The sequence below is a fragment of the Ruegeria sp. BHSC029 genome, assembly GCF_059613085.1.
In genome coordinates this window covers 314,553-335,505 of sequence record NZ_JBXWRU010000001.1, presented here as the reverse complement: position 1 = coordinate 335,505, position 20,953 = coordinate 314,553, and the positions used below count along the sequence as shown (strand labels likewise).

General features: G+C 55.2%; 13 protein-coding genes and 1 tRNA gene. 11 read left to right on the top strand and 3 right to left on the bottom strand.

Annotated elements, in window-relative coordinates:
* The first annotated feature begins 20 nt into the window (after positions 1 to 20).
* Both AC2FML_RS01535 and AC2FML_RS01530 read left to right on the top strand, forming a co-directional pair.
* Positions 21 to 497, top strand: a complete 477-nt coding sequence (locus tag AC2FML_RS01535; RefSeq protein WP_496781681.1) for a hypothetical protein — start codon at positions 21 to 23, stop codon at positions 495 to 497.
* A 38-nt stretch (positions 498 to 535) separates the two neighbouring features.
* On the top strand, positions 536 to 1,597 hold the full coding sequence (locus tag AC2FML_RS01530) for a 2Fe-2S iron-sulfur cluster-binding protein (protein ID WP_496781679.1): 1,062 nt from the start codon (positions 536 to 538) through the stop codon (positions 1,595 to 1,597).
* Positions 1,598 to 1,811: 214 nt separating this feature from the next.
* Here the strand turns inward: AC2FML_RS01530 and AC2FML_RS01525 are convergent, their stop codons facing one another.
* Entirely contained in the window at positions 1,812 to 7,283 is a 5,472-nt protein-coding gene (locus tag AC2FML_RS01525) for a sacsin N-terminal ATP-binding-like domain-containing protein (RefSeq protein ID WP_496781678.1), read from the bottom strand.
* Positions 7,284 to 7,513: 230 nt separating this feature from the next.
* A complete protein-coding gene (locus AC2FML_RS01520) occupies positions 7,514 to 10,801 on the bottom strand; it encodes a TM0106 family RecB-like putative nuclease (RefSeq protein ID WP_496781677.1) in 3,288 nt (1,095 codons plus the stop codon).
* On the opposite strand from AC2FML_RS01520, the gene AC2FML_RS01515 reads away from it, so the two are divergent.
* The 9 genes from AC2FML_RS01515 to AC2FML_RS01475 all read left to right on the top strand — a co-directional run bounded on the left by AC2FML_RS01515 (position 10,685) and on the right by AC2FML_RS01475 (position 20,396).
* Positions 10,685 to 11,935 (top strand): helix-turn-helix transcriptional regulator, encoded by a 1,251-nt coding sequence (locus AC2FML_RS01515; RefSeq protein WP_496782008.1) that lies wholly within the window; start codon positions 10,685 to 10,687, stop codon positions 11,933 to 11,935. The two genes, AC2FML_RS01520 and AC2FML_RS01515, sit on opposite strands and share 117 nt — an antisense overlap.
* 22 nt (positions 11,936 to 11,957) lie before the next feature.
* Positions 11,958 to 12,623 (top strand): hypothetical protein, encoded by a 666-nt coding sequence (locus AC2FML_RS01510; RefSeq protein ID WP_496781676.1) that lies wholly within the window; start codon positions 11,958 to 11,960, stop codon positions 12,621 to 12,623.
* Positions 12,624 to 13,039: 416 nt separating this feature from the next.
* Complete coding sequence (locus AC2FML_RS01505; protein WP_496781674.1) at positions 13,040 to 14,185, top strand: DNA cytosine methyltransferase; 1,146 nt, start codon at positions 13,040 to 13,042, stop codon at positions 14,183 to 14,185.
* 18 nt (positions 14,186 to 14,203) lie between these two features.
* Positions 14,204 to 14,926: a GIY-YIG nuclease family protein gene (locus AC2FML_RS01500; protein ID WP_496781672.1), complete on the top strand. Its 723-nt coding sequence runs from the start codon at positions 14,204 to 14,206 to the stop codon at positions 14,924 to 14,926.
* Positions 14,919 to 15,395, top strand: a complete 477-nt coding sequence (locus AC2FML_RS01495) for a very short patch repair endonuclease (protein ID WP_496781670.1) — start codon at positions 14,919 to 14,921, stop codon at positions 15,393 to 15,395. Before AC2FML_RS01500 ends, AC2FML_RS01495 begins: the two co-directional genes overlap by 8 nt.
* 16 nt (positions 15,396 to 15,411) lie before the next feature.
* The gene (locus AC2FML_RS01490; protein WP_496781668.1) at positions 15,412 to 16,278 is read left to right on the top strand and encodes a hypothetical protein; all 867 of its coding nucleotides are present in this window, start codon (positions 15,412 to 15,414) and stop codon (positions 16,276 to 16,278) included.
* Positions 16,275 to 17,591 (top strand): ParB N-terminal domain-containing protein, encoded by a 1,317-nt coding sequence (locus AC2FML_RS01485; protein WP_496781666.1) that lies wholly within the window; start codon positions 16,275 to 16,277, stop codon positions 17,589 to 17,591. Before AC2FML_RS01490 ends, AC2FML_RS01485 begins: the two co-directional genes overlap by 4 nt.
* Complete coding sequence (locus AC2FML_RS01480; RefSeq protein ID WP_496781665.1) at positions 17,591 to 19,483, top strand: DEAD/DEAH box helicase; 1,893 nt, start codon at positions 17,591 to 17,593, stop codon at positions 19,481 to 19,483. The genes AC2FML_RS01485 and AC2FML_RS01480 overlap by 1 nt, the downstream gene beginning before the upstream one ends.
* A 319-nt stretch (positions 19,484 to 19,802) precedes the next feature.
* A complete protein-coding gene (locus tag AC2FML_RS01475) occupies positions 19,803 to 20,396 on the top strand; it encodes a protein NO VEIN domain-containing protein (RefSeq protein WP_496781663.1) in 594 nt (197 codons plus the stop codon).
* Positions 20,397 to 20,752: 356 nt separating this feature from the next.
* Here AC2FML_RS01475 and AC2FML_RS01470 read toward each other — a convergent pair.
* Positions 20,753 to 20,842, bottom strand: a tRNA-Ser gene (locus tag AC2FML_RS01470).
* Positions 20,843 to 20,953: the final 111 nt, after the last annotated feature.

Here is a 20,953-nt window from a genome sequence, read left to right as displayed (position 1 = left end):
CAGAACCCAAAGGTCATCCTGTGAGACTTCGCATTCTTGCCAGCTTGGTTGGGATCGCCCTGGCAGGCGGACTGGCTCTCGCCGCGCCCGGCGGCGACCCGAAGGCGGTTGCCGAACGTCAGCTATCTGTCCCCAACTCTCAGATCGCGTGGAGCGACTGGGATCCCGAAGCGATCCACAAGATCACCGTAAAATATGGTCAGGGCCAGCCGGATGATCACTTTAGCTATTCGGTGGCCGATTGGGCCCAGCGAAAGGGCGACCCCGGCTTTGAACCTGTCCCAGAGCTGCAGGGGTATGTGGAAACAGAGCGCTCACCCCCGCGGATCGTGATCACGGAAGAGCCGGGCAGCGCCACGGCAACAGCGGTCACCACAGTCAAGTACGACTGGCAGGGTCACGCAGGTACGATGGCGCAAACCGACCGCTTTTCGCTGACGCGCAAAGGCCGAAAATGGGTGATCCGCGACCTGCACACCACCATGGATTATCGCTGACTGAAGATGGCCGTCTTTTGCTCGGGAAAGGACCACTCGTGACCCGCAAATTCTTCCCCTTGTCCGTGGCTGAAATCCGGCCTGAAATCGGTGGCGAAGCAACCACCGTCGTGCTGGACGTACCACCAGCCCTGACTGAGCTGTTTCGCTGGTCCCCCGGCCAACATCTGACACTGCGCTTCGGCCTGAGCGGGAAAGAGCAGCGACGCTGCTACACCATCTCAAACCCGCCAGACGAAGCGCTGCGGATCACCGTGAAACGCGTTTCCGAAGGATTGGTGTCGAACCAGATCGGCGACACCCTGCGCGCCGGAGATGCGGTCGAGGCGATGCCACCCTTTGGCCGCTTCACGCTGGAACCCAACGCAACTGAACGACGCACGCACTACTTTTTTGGCGCGGGCAGCGGGTTGACTCCGCTTTATGCGATGATCCGAGCCGTGCTTGACCACGAGCCACATTCCGTCGCCCATCTAATCTACGGCAACCGGTCCGAGAATGAGATTCTGTTTCGGGAAACGCTGGACGCCCTTGTCGAGGCCAACCCATACCGGTTCACCTTGCGCCATGTCTTGTCATCTCGATCGCTGTTGAGCTGGTTCAGCCCCTGGCGAACCGGCCGCGTTGACACGGATGCGATCAAGGCGGCAATCGAAGAGTCACCCCCCATCGCACAGGACGTCCAGTATTGGATTTGCGGCCCTGGCAGCATGAACTCAGACGTCCGGGCAGCGCTGAACGCGCTGGATGTGCCCGATTCTCGCATCCACATGGAAAGCTTCGGCGCCGACCCAGTTCAGGACATGAACCAATCCGGCATGGCGGCCACAGCGAGGGTGACGCTGGATGGGAAAACCCGCGATGTGCCCATTGAGGCCGGGCAAACGATCCTGGAGGCCGCCATTGCAGCGGGACTGGCGCCGCCCTTCAGCTGCCAGTCAGGCGTCTGCGGTGCATGCCGCGCAATTCGGGCAGAGGGTCAGGTTCAAATGCGGGCGCACATGGCCCTCGACCAGAACGACATCGCACGCGGTGAAGTTCTGACCTGCCAAGCCGTCCCTAAAAGCACAGAACTGGCCGTGCAGTTCCCCGATACGTAACAATCCCGGTACACCGCCTCACCGCCCGGCAGTACGGATCCCAGCGCACAACATATGTTCGCCCAAGGTGTCCGGGCCAAAACACTGCCGATCCCGCGCGGTGCGCAAAAACTGTGGGTATTCAAGGTGAATGGCGGAGGGGACGGGACTGAAATCCAACCTTCTCTGGGCCTACGAAGAACATCGGCCAAGGCCAAGTGCCGTTGGTACGCAGTTATTTTCTTTGAAACCCGTATCTTATTCCCTCACCACGAAGCTCAAGAACATGTGCGCCTTCGTCGGTCATGGGATTGGGAAGCATTTCTATTTTAGTCTGGGCTGGTTCTGCAACATGACTGACATATGCGATCTTGTATTGAACGCCACTGCGCGCACGAGCAGCCAATCGCGCTGCCCTCACTTCAGTTTCCCCGATTTCAAAAGACTGAGGGTCATCCACACTGGCTTTGACCTCAATCTGCCAGGTCTGGTTCCTGTAAGTGACCTCAAAATCATAACCGAGCCCATCGTTCCCATCGCGACCAGTGATCAAGGCTCCGTTCTCCGAAACCCATGCGGAGTCGATATCCTGTTTGTTTAGGATACGCTTCAGCCAATGGTATACAATCATCTCGCCCAATCGACCGATCAGTTCAGTCTTTTCCTCAGGGACACGAGGTCGCCGCCCCTTTTTCTTTCCGCTGTTTCGTTCGCGTCCAGTCTTGGGCGTATCGTTATCGTGCTGAACCTTTTCCAAGTCAGCAGACGAGCTCAAAGCGCTGCCTAGCACCTCCGCTGAAAGCGACTGCTGTAGTTCATCTGACAGAGCAAAAAGATCGACCTCCGTCGGATCAATCAGTTTCCCATTGAATTCAACTAGGCGCGCCTCGCGCTTGCGCTCTTCTTTCGCTTCCCGAGCCTTCACGCTCTCGTCCTTAACATCATCCTCGGACAGCTTAAGCTCGTTGAGGTCAAGTGAATGGTGCATACCGACAGGCCAAAGGTCCAAGATCTGAAGCCACTTTGCAGCCGAAGTGTCATCAAGCATGCGAAAATCCAACACGCCGATACTATCCAGTCGTTTGCGGAGATCATCGACTCCGTCTTTCTCGATCAAAGCGTCAGGGCGCCTCTCTGGTTGGAATTTTGCGCACCAAGCTCGAAGAATTGGCAGCGCTCTCCGAATGAAGTCAGAAAGGAATTTCCGATTATGGTCACGGACCTGTACCAGGGTTGAAGGCGTCGTAAACTGATCGCCCAGCGGCGGCGCACCTTGAAGGTCGAGCCACGCGTTCACCAATACTTCCATCTCCGAGTTTGGAGGCTCTTTGAACCGAAGAAGCCAAGCCGGATCTGGTTTCAGTGTGCGAATAGCATCTCTGGTCACTGCGTAGCCATCCGCGGGCTGCATCAAATTCAGCTTTTCTGCGTAAGCCGAAATAAGGCACTCAGTGATTTCGATCTCACGCTGCCGTAAGAAATTCTCAAGACACCAGGCATGTTGCTCGGGATATGTCTCGGGTTCCAAGCCAACAGCAGTTAGGCTCTTATTGAATTCAGCGAAATCAAAACCAAGGCCTTCTCGAAAATCACCCGGACCCAACGCAGTGCGGCAGACTACCAACAGTTCGCCGACATCGATGGAGGTCTGCAGAAGCAATTTCGTCAGTGTGGCCCGCAGCAGCCCTTCGTCCTTAAACGTGTGGTCGAACTCTCTATCAAACGCATCGACCACAGAATGGCCCGCAACATGGTAGAGAACGGCACGTATCCAAGGCGCCTGGCGTTCAAGGCCAGCATTCAGCGTAGTAGTTGCAGCCGTCGTCGAAGAGGCGGAAAGCTGCAGAAGTTCGGCCATGCGTCTGACATCTATTCCGGGATATGCTTGCGGATCGGCAAGCGGAACGTCGCGGCTGATGTGAGCTAGGAGTAACCTGAGATGTGGAGCGAGAGCACGCTGTCCCAGAGCCTCACAGATCGCAGGGATACACCGATCGACGAGCTCCCAGTTCCACTCCTCACCACTCCCCACTAAAACAACGGACTGCCCATTTTCAGCAGTCAGACTAAAGGCCTGAGAGGCTATCTGCTCCGGCGAGATGCCGATACCGTCGACAACGAAGCCTAACGTAGATGCTTTTGCGAGACTTATTCGTTCAAGTTTCGCCAGTAGTTCAGAACGGTCGGATGGAAGGCGTTGCGCATCGGTACCGATGAGGGCTTCTATCGCGACTGCCAGCATAGGCCGAAAGATAGGGCAAACCTCGAGGATTGGTGTCTTCTTCGCGTCATCGATAGAATTTCCATCAGCACGAAGCGTGTAATCGACACGGGACATGCGCCTAATACGCGCACCATAGAACGCCTCGAAGAGCTCTCCAGTTCGTTCCGGCTCGCTCTCCTTCAATTGAAAGAATGCTTGCCCACTGGCGGCTAGGAGACCCGCATCGCTTTCCCTTTCGGTGTCGCAGATATATACGATTTCGCCCTGATCTTCGTCCTCGTCAAACATGTTCACAGATACTCTACTGTTCTGTTTTTGAACTAAGATCTCCACAGGAACTACGGTTTCGCGCGGATCTTCCGTGCCGTCTTCTACGAGCGCGAGGAACTGCCTCCATGTTCGAAAATAAAGGTTAAGCAATCGTGGTCTGAAATGATCGTCAAGTCCCTCACTACTGAAGTGCTCTGCGAGGAAAGCAAGCTGATCAGCCAAAGTGTCAGGGTCGCCGAGAATGCGAAGACCCGTTCGTTCCCGTAATTTCTGGAAAAGGTCATTCCCTGATCGCTCGAGTATTCGCCTGACCTCTCGAACTGGTCTCGGAAGGTATGACAGAAATCGTTCGCCGTCGGCATCGTTCAACCAGACATCAGATGGCGTAGCAGCCACTTGGCCAAGGTCAGAGTGCCCGAAATCCTCTACTGGCAACCAGTTCGACGAGCGTAGGAACGCCGCAAGCGGCGTGGGCCAGTTTCGGCGATCCGCCCAACGCGAAAAGTGATGGTGAACTTCAAGCTCCCACGCTAACTCCGGTGTTTTCGCCAACCAATCAAGGATCAGTCGGGCGTACAGTGTCTTGCACGCAGGAGAAAAGGAATCCACGTCAGCTTGCCCAGGCAGCCAGTGAATTTCGCCATCGATCACGTATTCTGTGGTAGATGGAAGATTGAGGAGCGACGGATCCGAAGACCTGATGCTCTCCTGCCAAACTTCGCCGAATGCTTGCGGCATCCCATAGTCTTCAACAAATGAAAAGCTACTGATCTCGTTTGCTCGAAAACGGTTTTTCTTCGATGATTTTCGCTCGAGCCTAATGCCACTTTCAACCCCGAGTTCGGTCAAAAACTCCACCCAATCCTCGATCTGCTTGTTCCGAAAAGCTAGATGATCGGGTGCTGCCAGTCGGCGAGAGGACAAAGCATCTAGGTCGGGAATATTCGACGGAGCGGCATCAAGGAAATTCTGAAGCAGCTCCCCCGAGGTCCGGCTGGGCCATCCTTCCGAGAACACAGCTTCTCTCGCCTCGATGTATCGACCGTCGAGTGTCGGCACCCGAAACCGGTGTTGAGGCTGCAATCGAAAAGATCGGTTGGCTGCGCGGGGCTGCCGCCATAAATGAAACGCCCAACGCAAGCCGCCCTTCAGAACTTCTTTGTTACGCTCACTTCGCAGTGTTCGAGAAAGATGCGCGAGTATTGCTTCGCGATCAAACTCCTCCACGAGTTTGTGCTTCTCGAGATAAGCACGTGTCCCGGACAGTTCCCGATGCCAAGGATAAGCGCTCGACAAGAAACCGAAACGCTCAGAAAGTTTCTTTGGCGGATCGATTTCTAGGTCTTCATCCGTTTCTGACCGGCGCGGGTCGGGAGGAGAAAATATTGCAGTCTCAAGTTTGCGACGCCTGCGCGAAGGCCGCGAACTCCGTTCTGCTTCGGGTGGTGGCGACATGGCAGCGTGAAGTTGCCCGTCGTCTCCAATAAGCACAGAAAGCCCCGCTAAGAGATTTCCATCACTGCCCATGAAATCTGGAATCTGTAAGAAATACTCCTGCCAACTGGCCTTGGCTGTTCGGCTATTTTTGTGGAGCCTTTTGGCCACGCTTTCAACAAGCCGCGCACGTTCTTCTCCACCGGGCTCTCCAGCGTAGCCTTCAGCATGGTTTGAGAGATAGTGGTCCAAACGATCGTGCCGGGATGCTATCGTGTGCCAGATCGGCCAAACACCAAGAGCAGCCGCGAAGTACGCCGCCTTATTGGCAGAGAACGTACCGCTGCTGTCCGGCCACAAGCGCGAGAACTTCGGCGGCTTCCATGTCAAGACAAGGCCATCGGGCCCCGATTCCGAACACGGGACAATGGGAGCGTCGTCAAATTCCTCACATCCAAAGACCTCTGCCACTTTGAGCGCAACAACTTCCGCCAGATCTTCGTCGGCCTCCAGACTTCCAACCTTCTCCCAGCACATGAAGTCTGCAACAGCTGCGGAGCGTTCATCATCTGAAAGCCAGTTTGAGAGCATACCAGCCGGGTCCATGACGATCTGATGTACCGCCTCGGATACCAGGCCTGTCGCTTCCTCCAATAAAACCGCGTTCAACCGATTCCGTGCGTTCAGGTGTTTTCGGTTCGACGAAGGGAAGAAACTGCCATGCAGGTATCCTTGAAAAGGAGCTTCGGCCTGCTCACCCATCGGCAGATATGTGTAAAGCCGCGATGTTTCGACCGGCGCATCGAGCCGGACCGCAATCGCAATATCACCAGGACCAGTCCACCTTTCCCAATGCTCGTTTAATTCCTTTTGCGAAATTGCCTCTGCGATGGCTTCCTTCATGACACGCTCTGCAACGGCACGGCGTGCGACGAGTAACGTCCCCGCGGCTCCAAGATTCACTCGGGAAATGGTGATGTCGGCAATCTCTTTTGTTTCTTCTGAGCGAGTGAACACAAACTCTGTTTCGGTTTCGCCATCCGCGCCCACAATCCGAAAATTCAATGATTGGACGCGATCCAGAAACAGGAGCATCGGAACCTGCTGAGTACGCAGTTCCTCGATTTCTCGCCTAACTGCGCCCTGAGCAGCCACATTGCGGAGCGGTAGCTCTATGAGAGTTGAAAAATTGTCTCCAGCATAGGCGCGAACTGCTTCGTTTTGCTCATCCAGCCATACTGGGATATGAAAAATTGGCAGGTCTCGTGTCGCTAGTTCACGATGCCGCAGATCATCGATAAGCGTCTGGTAGTCTGCCGCGCCGGCAAACCTAAAACAGAAACCAGAAAAAGAATCTTGTCTCGGAGCGTCAGTTTGCTGGGAATAGATCCTCGGCGTGTCTGTGATCTGTACTACACTCCGAAAGCCAAGGCCCTTGTTTCCGATCGACTCGCCCAACGGCTTCCGAGAAAGGCCGATGTTGCAGAGGTCCTTCACATTCTCTGAGGTGAACGCCCGGCCAGTGTTCGCCACGAAGATCGTGCCCTCAGCCCCATAACGCAAATCAAGCGTTATCTCGATTCGACCGTCCCGAGTCTGCATTGGATGAGCATCGTAGGCGTTTTGAATTAGTTCGATCAAAAAGCGGTCACGATAGTCCGAAGCGACGTTGGCGGTCAGGCTTGCATTACTTTTGTAGACCTCGTCCAAGTACTCGCCATTTTCGCCGATGGTTCCTCTAAACCCGCGGATTTTATCTGCTGCCAGCGTCTCGATCATGGATCTTTGGAGAGTCAGCAAAGTACCGTCTGTTTGGTCTGTGGGCGGCTCATTGACAGGTGGGTGGTGGGCCATGGTTTCAGACCTCTGTCTGAGCGTGCGCGACTGCGTTCAACAATGCGATTAGACCGAGCAGCGACAGACGCTCCGAAAATTTTAAGGCTTCGCGAAGTATTTGGAGCTCTGCTGGAAAGTCTAAAACTGCACTAATTGGTGGTAGTATCTTGAATTCAGTCACTGTCAAACCTCCGATCAACACCCAATTGAAAGTCTAGCGCTACAGGAAGAGCACACAGTGTATTCACCAGCTGCATCTGCTCAACAGTATTGCACTTCGCCTCACGCAATCGCGGGGCTCCAAATACCAATGCGAGTCCCTTGGCGCGTGACACCGCGACGTTGATGCGGTTCAGAGAAAACAGAAACTCCATCCCGCGCGAGGTTTCTTCGGCGGAAGATGCGGTCATGGAAACCAGGCAGACCGGCGCCTCCTGCCCCTGAAACTTGTCCACGGTTCCGACACGAACACCCAACGGAAGGGCATCCCGCAGAGCGTTCACCTGAGCGTTGTACGGAGCGACGACAATGATGTCCGTCTCGCGCATCGGCCGCGTGCTGCCGTCCTTCTCCGTCCAGCTGCCGTCAAGGAGCTCAGTAACGGTTTTGCCAATAGCGGCGACTTCTTCCTGTGCGATCTGTGCATTGCCCTCATGCGGAACAGGTACCCAGAAAGCTCCGGCTTCGGGGAGCTCCGTGCCTGTCACGCATTGGTGCGCTGTATCAGAATGGCTGGTCAGTCGGCCTTCATACACCTGTTCCGAGATAAACCGACAGACCTCCGGGTGCATGCGCCGGGATGTGGGAAGGAAGATGCCCCGCTCGGGTGGAACCGTCGCATGCTCACCGAGCATCCAATCCAGGCACGATAGGTTCGCAGGTTCGGGATGCGCTCCCTGAATGACCTGCGGCAACTGGCGTGGGTCGCCCACAAGCACGATGTTTCGCGCGGCACGGCCCATGGCAGCCATGTTTGCAAGTCCAACCTGGCCGGCCTCGTCGACGAAAAGCCAATCAAAGGCCTGAACATTTTCGTCGCGCGAAAAGAACCACGCGGTGCCGCCTACGACATGAGCATCGGTCAGCGCTGGGTCGTCGTTCGACTGCGCGCGGGTAATCCCGGAAAAACCGTCTGGATACCCATCCTCACCGCCGCCAACCTTGTGCGCCAGTTCGGCGTTTTCCAACGTGATGTCGGGATCGTCATCCTCGAGGGCGAGAAGACAGCCCATCAGAACATTGCGGATCGCCTCGTGACTATTCGAAGCGACTCCAACGCGGAACCCTTGGCGGACAAGTGACAGGATCGCGCGTGCACTCACATAGGTCTTGCCAGTACCGGGTGGTCCCTGGATCGGCAGGACGGATCCATCCATGTCATTCACCTCGGCAATGGTACCCGCGACGGGGTCAGCCTCGCCCAGAAGATCACCCCTTGGGCCGGAGCGGAGGCGTGGCGCTGAACGCGACAGCAAGTCATCCACCGCCGTGTACCGGCGCGCACCGCACTGATCGGCGATCACATCACGCAAAGCACCGGCAATGACACCTGTCTGGATCGGCCAGTCCGGATGCAGCGTCAGTTGATCCGCCAAGAGGTCGGCCTTGCCCGGGCCTGCTTTGACGGTGATCTGACGGGCGCGGCGATCCATAGACTCGATCCCGACTGTTGTAGGTGGGCTACCAAACACTGGAACCGTCGCCTTCTTACCACTCCGCAATTTCGTTTCTTGTTCGGGATAGGTATATCGGCGCGCGAAGGATCGCTTGACGGGTTCGACAGGACCCGCTGCCTCAAGCCCTCCAAGCGCATCGAGATCGTCGAGCAGATCATCTTCGTCCTTCGCAGCGCTATCGAACACAGCCCATTGCGCAGGCTTCATCTCACGGCTGTGAAAGACGCCGAGGTTGAACAGCAAATCCTGCCGCGCCTCGGGCAAGCCGGACTCTGCCAGCATGCTCCGCAATGCTTGCGTATCGGCATCCTCTTCGAGCTCTTTATCTCCGGCGTCAGGGGCAAGTGTTGGCCAAGGGCCAGAAGGCCGGATGCCAACCAGCCAGTCGCGCAATTCCTCGGTCGAGATACAGTCGACGCGGTTGTAATCCTCGATCTCGTCCAGAATCTGCTGGTCCTGTGTTTCGCGCCAGCGCTCATAGGCCACGACCGAGCCACCCGCCGTCTTGACCTCGCCGTCGCGCTTGCGGTCGTAAAATGCTTCCATCGATTTGATGGAATAATTCGGCTCCGATCCGATCAGCCCGCCGCGTACCACGGCGAACAAATCGACGAAACGGCATTCCCTTAGCAGCCGGTCGAGGAAAGCCTCACCGATCCCATATTTCGTGGTCAGGCGTTTGAGCGCTGTGATCTCATATGGCGCATAGTGATAGATGCGCGCAGTGGGGTATTGCGAAATCCGCGCGCGAAAGAAGGCCAGCAAGTCGGACAATGCCCGCGCTTCTGCGTCGTGGTCATGGGCCCAGAACGCCTGGAACTGCCCGTCGAACCAGATGCCGTGCAGATATTCGAGGCCACCCTCGTAGTGCGGATCGCCTTCGATGTCATAGAACAGGTCGCCCGGCTGCGGTTCCGGCAGGAGGTCGAAGCCTTTGCCAGGCTCGGGTGCCCGCAGTTCGAAATCTGGCTCCCCGGTTTTGCGGGCCTGCTGCAGGCGGGCTTGAGTGACCAAACGGGCCTGCGTGTTTTCAGCCATGCCGCGGATTGGATGATCCAGCGTTGAGAGACTTTCCAACGTGTGGAGGCCCGCCGCTTCCAGTTTTTTCACCTGACCACGACTGATGTTGGCAACATTGAACAAGCTGTCCTCGGCGCGCCAGACGCTGTTGCAATGTTCGGCCCAGCGGCACAGACCGCAATCAGTACATGGCACCGGGCGTGTCGGCTGCGGATCGGCGACGAAAGCTTCCAGCCGATCACGCGCCATCCGTGCATATGCAGAGTAGTCTGCCAGGCGCAGCGTCGCGCGGGTGCCGTCGCCCAATTCGACATGCGCAAACTCGGGCACCACCCCCTGAATCTCCGCCAACAGATCGGAATAAAGAACCAGCTGAAGCACATGTTTGGGATCGGCCCGACGTTTCAGCTTGGTGTCGGCTACCTCATAGCTGAACGGTCCGAGCGCTGAGGGGGTCTCAACACGCTCCAGGAAGTCGGACCAGCCGCCCCAGTTCCCCGACAGAAACGCGCCCTGAAACACCACATTCGGACCAGCGGCGAGCGCCGCGCGCGTGGCTTCGGCGTTTTCGCCAAGTTTGCCGCGCTCGATTTCTATGACCGTGCGCCCGGCCTCCTTGAGATGTGCAAGGTGCGCCGACTCATGCGCATCGCCCTGCTTTTGCAACAGCGCTGCGTCCTCGGTGTCGCCGCCCGGCTCCGGGCCCGTTCCGCGCATATGTGCCAGATCAAGGGTGGTCGCATGTGCGCAGCCTGTGAAGCGCATGAGATCCGTTGCGGACAAGAATATGCGACCGTCGAGATCCCTCATGGCTACTCCATTACCTATGCAAATCAATCTCCAAGGGAATCACCTCGACAGACCGCAGGGTCATCAATACCGTTTAAGGGTGTCAATTTCTGGCATGGAGATCAAATGTCTTTTACAAAAGCGCAGGATTTGCTCCGACTTGCCCAAATGGCGGCGTCCCGCCGGGGAGGTGTCAGCCTCGAGGACATCTGCGCCGAGTTCGATGTGTCGCATCGCACCGCTCAACGGATGACTGAGGCTCTCGAAGCAACTTTCGTGAACGTTTCGACCGCAGACGATGCAGAAAGACGGCGATACTGGCGGATGGACGCACCCTTGCCAGACCGACTGCAGCCCCGTCAGGAAACGGCGATCGAGGCGCTAGAAATTGCGACACGTACCGCACGCGAAGAAGGGCGAATACGGCATTCACGCGCATTGGAGGATCTCCGCGATGGGTTGCTGGCACGATTGAATCCGAGGGACGCGCTTCGGTCGGAAGCCGATGCAGAGGCAGTGCTGGCTGGATTGGGACAAGTCACGCGCCCAGGCCCTACCGTCACACTGATGCCTGCCGTGACGGATGCTGTCATCGAAGCGCTGCGCGGTCCCTTCAAGCTGCGCGTCTGCTATGGCGCTCAGGGTGCTGCGCCGCGTGTGATCGAGCCGCATGGCATGCTACTGGGGCACCGCAGCTATCTCGTCGCACGGCAACCCGCGCGTGGAGAACACATCCTGAACTTCCGCATGGATCGGATACATGAAGCGGAGGTTTTGAACGAGAGCTTTCAACTCGCCTCGGGTTTCTGCTTAGAGACCTATGCCGCTCAGGCGTTTGGTGTCTATCAAGACCCCAAACAATACGGCGAAGTCGTGTGGCGCTTCTCACCGGAAGCCGCTGAGCGAGCCGCCGAATTCCTTTTCCACCCAACCCAAGTTGTCGAGCCTCAGGACGATGGCAGCCTGATCGTCAGGTTCAAGGCAGCAGGCTGGCTGGAAATGGCATGGCACCTCTATCAATGGGGCGACAAGGTGGACGTGTTGGCGCCCCAAGGCTTGCGCGAATTGATTGCGGGCCACCAGAGGTCGGATTTTGACGCTCTGCCATGACGATGTCGAACGGGAATCAAAAATGAAAAACGGTCTTGATCATGCAGCCCTGAAAGCAAAACAACGCGCCATTCGCGAAGGCTTCCCCGAAACCATGGGGCTGCGCACTCATCGCGCCATCAGTTGGATCGGTCGTGCCGAAGCGTGCGGCGAGGATAATGATGCCCGTTTCATTTTCCTTTGGATCGCGTTCAACGCGGCCTACGCCGACGAGCAGGAGTTTCAGGCGGTCGCCCCAGGAGAACGTGCTGCTTTCGTCGAATACTTCGGTCGGCTGGTCGCCCTTGATAGAGACCAACGCGTCTACAAGGCGCTGTGGCAGCGGTTTTCCGGCCCTGTTCGGATGCTCATGGAAAACCGCTATGTGTACAATCCCTTCTGGCAATACCACAACGGGATTGAGGGGTTTGAGGATTGGGAGGATCGTTTCAAGACCTCGGCCCGCTCCTTCGCGCAGTCCTTCCAGGCCGGTGACACCGCACGCGTCCTGAGCTTCGTATTCGACCGGTTGTACGTCTTGCGAAATCAGCTAGTCCACGGAGGATCGACCTGGAACAGCGGCGTTAACCGGGAGCAGGTTCGGGATGGCGCTGAAATCCTTGGGTTTCTGATGCCTGTGTTCCTCGACATCATGATGGACAACCCAAATGAAGACTGGGGCAAGCCGTTCTATCCCGTTGTCGAATAGGTAGGAAACCAACGGTTCTTTTCATGTATGAATTTTGTTTGCACATCCGAGCCTGGTCTCTCATGACGGCGTAGCCCCCATCATGTCGAGGATAGCCGATCCGTCTACCTGCAACGCTAGTTCCTCGGCCGCCTGCGCCTGAAACTCCATGCTAAATCCCACGACCGGCGGACACGCTGCTGTGCCGTCACGATCAAAGCTTGCTGGCGCGTACTCGAACGGGACACCATCGAAGGCATCTTGGACCGCAGGCAGGAGCCAGAGGTAACGCTGGCTCGACTGACGAGATGCTTTCCAGGGGTTTGGGAGTGCCAACGCGTCCAAAATCGCAGACCGTGCTCATCACGTTGAGCCATTGTTAGGCTTGAAACAAATACTATCCACTGCGATAAACTACATGTAGCGGTGAGGGCGACATGAAGCACACATATTATGACTTTTTTGCTGGCGGAGGCATGGCAGGCTTCGGACTTGAAGCAGGCTGGGAGTGCCTTTTCGCCAACGACATCGACGCCAAGAAAGCTGCAAGTTACCGCGCGAACCACCACGGCGGCAAAGAACTGCTGCTCAAGGATGTTGCGAGTGTCACCGTAGATGAGATTCCCGGCAAGGCTGACCTCCTGTGGGCTTCATTCCCGTGCCAAGACCTGTCGCTTGCGGGCAAAGGTGAAGGACTAGCCGGAAAACGCAGCGGTATGTTCAAGCCCTTCTGGAAGTTGGTTAGACAGCTGCACGCGTCAGGCCGCGGGCCAAAGATAATAGCCCTGGAGAACGTCTACGGGGCGATCACGAGCAACGGCGGTCGTGATTTTGCGACCTTGGCTGCTGCGTTCTCAGGACTTGGATACCGCTTTGGAGCGGTTGTCGTTGATGCTGTTCATTTTCTTCCCCAATCACGCCCGAGGTTTTTCATGATCGGGGTCCGTGGTGATCTTCGAATTCCAAATGAACGCATACAAAACGACCCATCGACACTTTGGCATCCTCCTGCGCTTGTGGAAGGGCATCGTTTGCTATCGAAGGCTGCCGCTGCGCGTTGGATATGGTGGAACCTACCTGTGCCCCCGTTGCGCAATACTAACCTGTCCAGCTTGATCGAGGAGAAGCCAACCGGTGTGAAGTGGCACACGAAGGAAGAGACCAAATACCTTCTCGATATGATGACTGACCACAACCGGAAGAAAGTTGAAGCGGCGAAGGAACAGAAGACCAAGGTCGTAGGAACCATCTATCGTCGAACCCGCCCGGATGAGGCCGGGATTAAGCGCCAACGTGCGGAAGTGAGATTTGACGAGGTCGCGGGATGCCTACGAACGCCAGCGGGTGGTTCAAGTCGTCAGACGATCATGTTGGTTGAGGGAGAAAAGGTTCGCTCTCGCCTTTTGTCACCGCGCGAGGCAGCTGCCCTTATGGGCCTGCCTGACACTTATGTTTTGCCTTCTCGCTACAACGATGCCTATAAGCTCGCGGGTGACGGCGTGGCAGTGCCAGTGGTCAGACACCTAGCCGAAAGCATCTTCGAGCCAATTCTGATAAAAAACAGACTCGCTCTAGTAGCGTGAGGTTAGTAGGTTCCGCTTATGACAGATCGGAACCAAGACTATACCAATTTCCCTCCCTTTGAGACAGAGGACCTGCGAGCGAATCTTGCGGCGTTTATAGCAGAGCCATTCCATGACCCCATAGCCGAGAGTGATAGGCCCATTGGTCAGTTCAAGTGGGGCGTTTATGCGTTCTTTGACTACGATGGCGAGCCGATCTATGTCGGTCAGACGAAGGAAAAGATTAGCACTCGAATTCGTCGCCATTTGACCAATCAACGGACTGACGCTGTCGCCATGTCGGTCCTCGATCCCTTCGAAGTATACGAAATTGAAGTGTGGCCGTTACCTGAGTTTCAGGACACCGGCGCTGGCGACGCGCACGCCAAAGCGCACCTCGACGCCCTCGAAGACCTCATCTATCAACAAGCTATCAAGCACAGCACCTTCAAAGCTGTTCTGAATGAGAAAGACCCGCCGACACCTAGCCTCCACGTTATTGCCCCACCATCGCGGCGCTGCAAGATCGTGTCGGATGACGTATACAAGATCAGATCGCACCCTGATTTCAGGATCGCACGCCGAGCGCTAATCATCTCACGGCTAGCTCAGGTCATATCGGAGCGTAAGGTCCAAGGAGGACTTCGTCGAGTGATGCTGACGCAGGCCAAAAGGCTTCAGTGGCTTGCACAGCGACGCTACGAGGCGTTGGGGGGAGCAGCTTCGGTCGAGACTGAGAGCAGAGGCAACGTTGATGACTAGCGTTGATCCCCTTCGATCGCGGATAATGCGCTCTGTGAAAAACAAAAACACGACTCCAGAAATGATTGTCCGTCGCTTGGCTCATTCTCTCGGATATAGATACCGCCTGCATCGCCCCGATCTGCCGGGCAAACCTGACTTGGTATTCGGACCAAGACGAAAACTGATCTTCGTACATGGTTGTTTTTGGCATGGGCACACCTGTAAGCGCGGAAATCGCCAGCCCAAGAACAACGCCCATTACTGGAAGAAAAAAATTCAAAGGAATCGAGAGCGCGACAAATCCACTATCGAGGAGTTGCGTGCCCGAGGATGGGAAATTCTGGTGGTGTGGGAGTGTGAAACGAAACAAGAACTACTGAAGCAGCGAATTGAAAGCTTTCTCCGATCAAAAAATAAGACGGACAGCCCGTGTATTCCGCTCGTTTCCAAATCACTTCAAACCGATATTGCAAAACAATTCCCCTGACTTGAAGGAAAAATCTTTGGCTGGCGAAACCGCGACCCCCTGCAACCATCCAGGAGCCCCCCCCGACGAGGTTATCGACCTCGTCGCGGAGGCTGTAAAAGCAATCGCGCGCGACGACGCTTTTCTACAAAGACATGGTTTGACTGTTCAGGATTTCGAGCTCGCGCTACCTGCTGCAATCCAACGGATTCGAGGAAGTACAGCGGCTGGCAATGCGGATCGCCGTGAGTTTCTGACTGACCTTTTTAAATATATGAAAGCCTCCGGAGCCATCAGCGAGTTTGAAAAGCCTGAGTATGGAAAGGATACGGTGTACCGTCTTCAAGTTCCTGGCGTCGGCAATGTGGCAATTATTCAAAAGGGATGCCCTGACGGAGCACATAGTAGCGTTGCTTGGTCAACACCGGAATGGGCTCAGGAAACATACCTTTGGTGGCTGTGTGACAGCCTACAATATGAACCAGGTGAGCACGTCTCCAAGGGCGTCAATCGCCTTCGAAAACGCTTCTTCTCCGATGCCTATAGCGACTCTATCGATGGAATTATTTTCCACAATGCAATGTGTGGCAGCCCACTTCGCCCATGTCCCAAAATAACGAAAGCCATTGAGCTAAGGGGGCGAATGATTCCGCCTCCTTGTGTATGGGTGATGCCGGAACGGAACAATCTCGAAGACCCCAACACCTCAAATTGGAACTGGTCGGGCGAGCGCAGTCGTCGGTTCCCTGTCGCTCTTTTGTCGACCTTTGGGATTGACGAGCAGGAAGCCCCGCACTTCACTGGATATATTGGCTTCCTTAAGGGAGGGCGAGGAACCCGGACCACTATCTCGACCAGATACGGCGCAGGTGCATCAACAATGTACAGGAGTGATTCACGTTGAACCCAGTAATTGACCAAGAGCGGGCGGGCTTTCTAGCCCTTCGAGCCCAAAAAGCTAGTAAACAGCTTTTGCCACAATGGGTTCGGCCGGAAAAGGAGTTGCCCGTCGTAACTTTGCCGATTGAATGGGTGCGTTTTTCAACGCTGAATCATAGAACACGCGCCGAACAGGACCGCGAAATACGCAAAAGCGGCAATACAGCATTGTTTACTGAGGATCCACTAGGAGACCAGGCTCAAGCTATTCAACTTAAAATCCTATCGGACCAAGGCGGTTTCGAAGAGCTTAAGGGGGATCTGAAAGAGCGAGGTCAGCAAGAACCTGCGGTCGTGACGGCCGAGGGAATTCTTATAAATGGAAATCGCCGCGCGGCCGCGTTAAGAAAGCTTTGGCTCGATAATCATGTTGAAAATGCTCGTTACATCCGCGCCTTTGTTCTGCCCGTAGACGCCACAAAGGACGAATTGATTGATCTTGAGACAGAGCTACAAGTTTCAAAGGATTATCGGGAGGAATATTCGTGGGTAAATGAAGCCCTTCTAATAGAAGAGATATTTGAATCATCTAACAAGAATTGGGAAAAAGTTGCGAAAAGAATGCGCCTTGAAAAGGATGAAGTTCAAGAGCAGTATGAAAAACTTCAGCAACTTCACCAGCTAGTTGCACTATCCAATGGGAAGAAATTTCATGCGGATTTTGTCGGCAACAACTCCGCTTTTCGAGAACTGGCAATCCATGTTCGCGGCAAATCACCGCAAGAAGCAGCATCCGTTCGTAGCGTATATTTTCTTGGAACACTCGCGGGGACAAATTACCGCGATCTGAGGCATCTTCGGAGAAGTGACGCTGTTGAATTTGTGCGAGAAGAATTCTCTAATGATTTATTTTTGAAATCTCTTCTTAACAGTTCTTCTGATGGCGGCAATGATACTTCGTCTGACTTGTTGGATGATGTTCTGGGTGAAGGCAGTGGATCAAATACGCCAGACCTCAACCCTGTTCTGTCTTTTTTGGCTGCACAACAACCTGAAGAAATAGTTACTTTGCCGACTGGCGAGGAGGTCGCAGTTGAGCAGCTGTTGACTTCTGTTAAGAGCGCGGTCGATGCGGCTGCAAAAGAAGCGAGTGAAAATGTAAAGGACGCGAAAGCAGTTGTCGCACCAATTAAGAAGCTGGACCTGGCAAAAGAAAACATCAACCGAGCCGGGGCCGCGCTAGCGAAGGCAAGATCTCAAAGTGAGTGGGACGAGAACGCGTTCCAAGACAAGATTGCTGAGGTCAAGGCAGCCATCGACCAAATAGAGACACTGTAATGATCACCGCTGAGCTGTATCGCGAAGGCCGGCCTACTGTAATAATCGAGCGCGATGAAGAGGCGAACCCAGGAGCTTGGGCGCGCCTTCAAGAGGCTTTGGCGCGTGGTATCGACTCTGGATCTTCTTCTCGGACAGTCGTTCACGCGGACGTCTTCCTCTCGGAATTGAGCGTCCTACGTGAACTACGTGATGTTTTTGGTGAACGTGTCCAGCCTGGCCCAACTTTGTCCGACCAACTCCGTACCATGGCGTCAGACCGCATCGCACGTGAAAGCGTCGTTGAAAGAGGAGCAGCAGACGATGCGACGCTTGATGCTCTAGAAAACGAACTCTCGCAAGCTGGGTTCAAACGGAAGCTCAGGCGTTTCCAGACAAGAAATCTACTTAGGCTTGTGAGCCTCCCTCATGGTGCGGATTTTTCTGTGCCGGGCGCAGGAAAGACTACTGTCGCGCTAGCTGCCTATGCTGTTCTGCGCGCTCGTGGTGTCGTCCGACGCCTTGCCGTAATTGGGCCGATCGCGGCCTTCGGTGCATGGAAGGAGGAACTTGTTGCCTGTTTTGAAAAGCCACCGCTTCTCTTGATTCATGCTGGCGCAGGAACGGTCATACCGGCAAATACCGAGGTCTTGCTATCCAACTACAATCGTACGGCGAGCGATTATGATACCGTCCGATCCTTCGTGGCAGCTGAACCGACGCAAGTGATCCTCGATGAAGCACATCGGGTCAAGCGCGGGGCAGCAGGTGTGCACGGGAGAGCTGTTCTTGACCTAGCCTACGCGGCTCGTCGTCGGGACGTACTCACCGGAACCCCAGCACCACAAGGTGCTTTCGACTTGGTTGCACTAGTAAGTTTCCTTTTCCCGGGGCAAGATAGGCAGGTGCTTCCCGACGCCGCGTACTTCGAGCGCAAAGGACGTGATGAACACGTGCTCATTGAAACGAATAGCGCGATTAGACGATATTTTGTCCGTACGGCAAAAGCAGAGTTGGATCTGCCCCCTACCAGTTTCGAAGTGGTACGAGAACCTATGCCGCCAATCCAAGCGGCGATTTACGACGCTCTGCTAGGCCAGTATCGGTCAACATTTTCCCTTCCTGACCGGGGGCGCCACGAGATGCAAAGATTAGGGCGGATCGTGATGTATCTTCTGGAGGCCGCAACTAACCCAATGTTGCTTACCGCTGGTTCGGACGAAGGTGATGATCCGGCGTTTGTGCATCCGCCGTTGGAACTTCAAGGCCATGAACCGTTGGCCGATTTGCTTGCTCGCTACAGCAGCTTTGAACAGCCCTGGAAGTACCAGCGTGTTTGCTCAATCGTCAAAGACGCGGCCGAAAAGGGCGAAAAAATACTGATTTGGTCCAGCTTCGTAAAAAACCTTAGGGCTCTCGCCCGCCTCTTGAGTCAGTATCAACCAGCCATTGTACATGGCGGGGTACCCTCTGACGAGATGGCTCCTCCTGGAGTCATCACTCGCGAAAGTGAATTCGATCGCTTTCGGAACGACGCGTCTTGCGCTGTACTCCTAGCGAACCCCGCTGCCTGTGGTGAAGGCGTTAGCCTTCACCATTGGTGCCATCATGCTGTCTATTTGGACAGAACATTTAACGCTGGGCATTTTCTCCAAAGCCAAGATCGCATCCATCGGTTGGGGCTATCCCAGGACGTAGTCACACGTTTCACTTTGCTAATAAGCGCAGGATCAATCGACGACTCAGTAGATGGGAGGCTAGCGGAAAAAGTAGGCGCACTATCATTATTGATGGACGATCCGGGACTGGTCCAAATTGCGTTGCCGTCAGCTGATGAAGGCTCAGGGGGCACGCCAGCATTTGACGACGACTATCAGGCAATTGCCGCTCATATCGCAGCTGGAAATGCGTGACCTACCTACCAGAGGCCGATGTCATGCCGTTTTTCTCTTGGCTTTTAGCGCTAGGGTAAGGAACTGCTCCGACGTTCATTCGTGGGTTGTGGCGGCGCTGGACAAACCAACACACATGGCCGCGTCATTGGATCTTGCGGGAACGGCCAATCTACTTCTGGACGTAGGTTTAGCGAGAGTTGAATCGTGTGTAATCACGGCAAGCGGTCTGTCCATGTTAGATCGAGAAGCTGATCTGACCACTCTTAAAGGCATTGCTCGGCTACTCCTGCGAAACCGACCGCCGAGTTGGCTCAGAGCAGTTGTAAGCAACGGTCGTTTGGCACCTGAATTGATCCCACAACGTGACTTTGACGCGATCGCATGGCTAGGAGATGATTTAGAAGAGATTTTGGTCACGGCTCATCAACAGGTATATGGCGCAGCAGATGAACATTTACGTAAGCTACTAGGCGATGCCGGAGAACTTGCGATAATGTCTGCCTTGCGCCGCGATGGCCACAATCCGCGACATGTTTCGCTCATATCCGATCGCTTTGGCTATGACATAGAGCTCAACGATGGTTTCCGAACTGTAGGACTGGAGATCAAAGCCGCTGTAGACGCCACGGCTGGCCGCGCGTTCATCTCCCGCAACGAATTCGACGTCGCGAAAAGGATGGGCAAACGATGGAAGCTGGTCCAAGTGACCTTTTCATCACGGGTGATAGCAAGTGGGCGAGCAACCGCAGGAGACGTGGAGAGGATACGCGAACTGGCTAGTCACTCACTCGTCGAGATGGCGCCAGTCGAGAAAGAGGGATTTCGTTGGACCGAAGCTGCAGAAATTTGGCCCTCAGAAAGTGAATGGAAACCGAGCAACCTTCAAGTAGGAGAGGAGTTTGAGGCCTTGCTATCCAGTGACGGAGCATAGTTTCGGGTGCACCGTAAGGAGAAGGCTGAGGGGCCTTATCCAAAAGATTGCGATGACTAGAGAACCTTGCGTGTGCGCAATAAGACCCAATGTTTCGAAAATAGTTCCGTTTGAAACCCGCGTGACCAACTCAAACGGAGCATCACCGCAACGACAATTTTCCGCTTATTTACAGTCACTTAAAATCTCAGCACCAAAACCGCGCAGTCATTAGGTCCGGAGAATTTGGGCCCCGAGAGAACACTTTATGGCTTCCTTGCATGGAGGCTGGTGTTCAGCTTGGCTCGCATAACCCTCGAAAACAACGGAAAAATCCGGCCGGAGCCGGATCGGGAGACCGCTTTCGCGAGGGTTGGTGGCGGAGAGACAGGGATTCGAACCCTGGAGACGGTTTCCCGCCTACACACTTTCCAGGCGTGCGCCTTCGACCACTCGGCCACCTCTCCGTGCCGGCGATATTTGGACCAACGAACAGGGATTTGCAAGGGCCGATTGCGCGGAAATCCAAGGGATACGCAAGTTGCCTGAAGCGCCCCCGCCCCAAACGATTGAGCGGG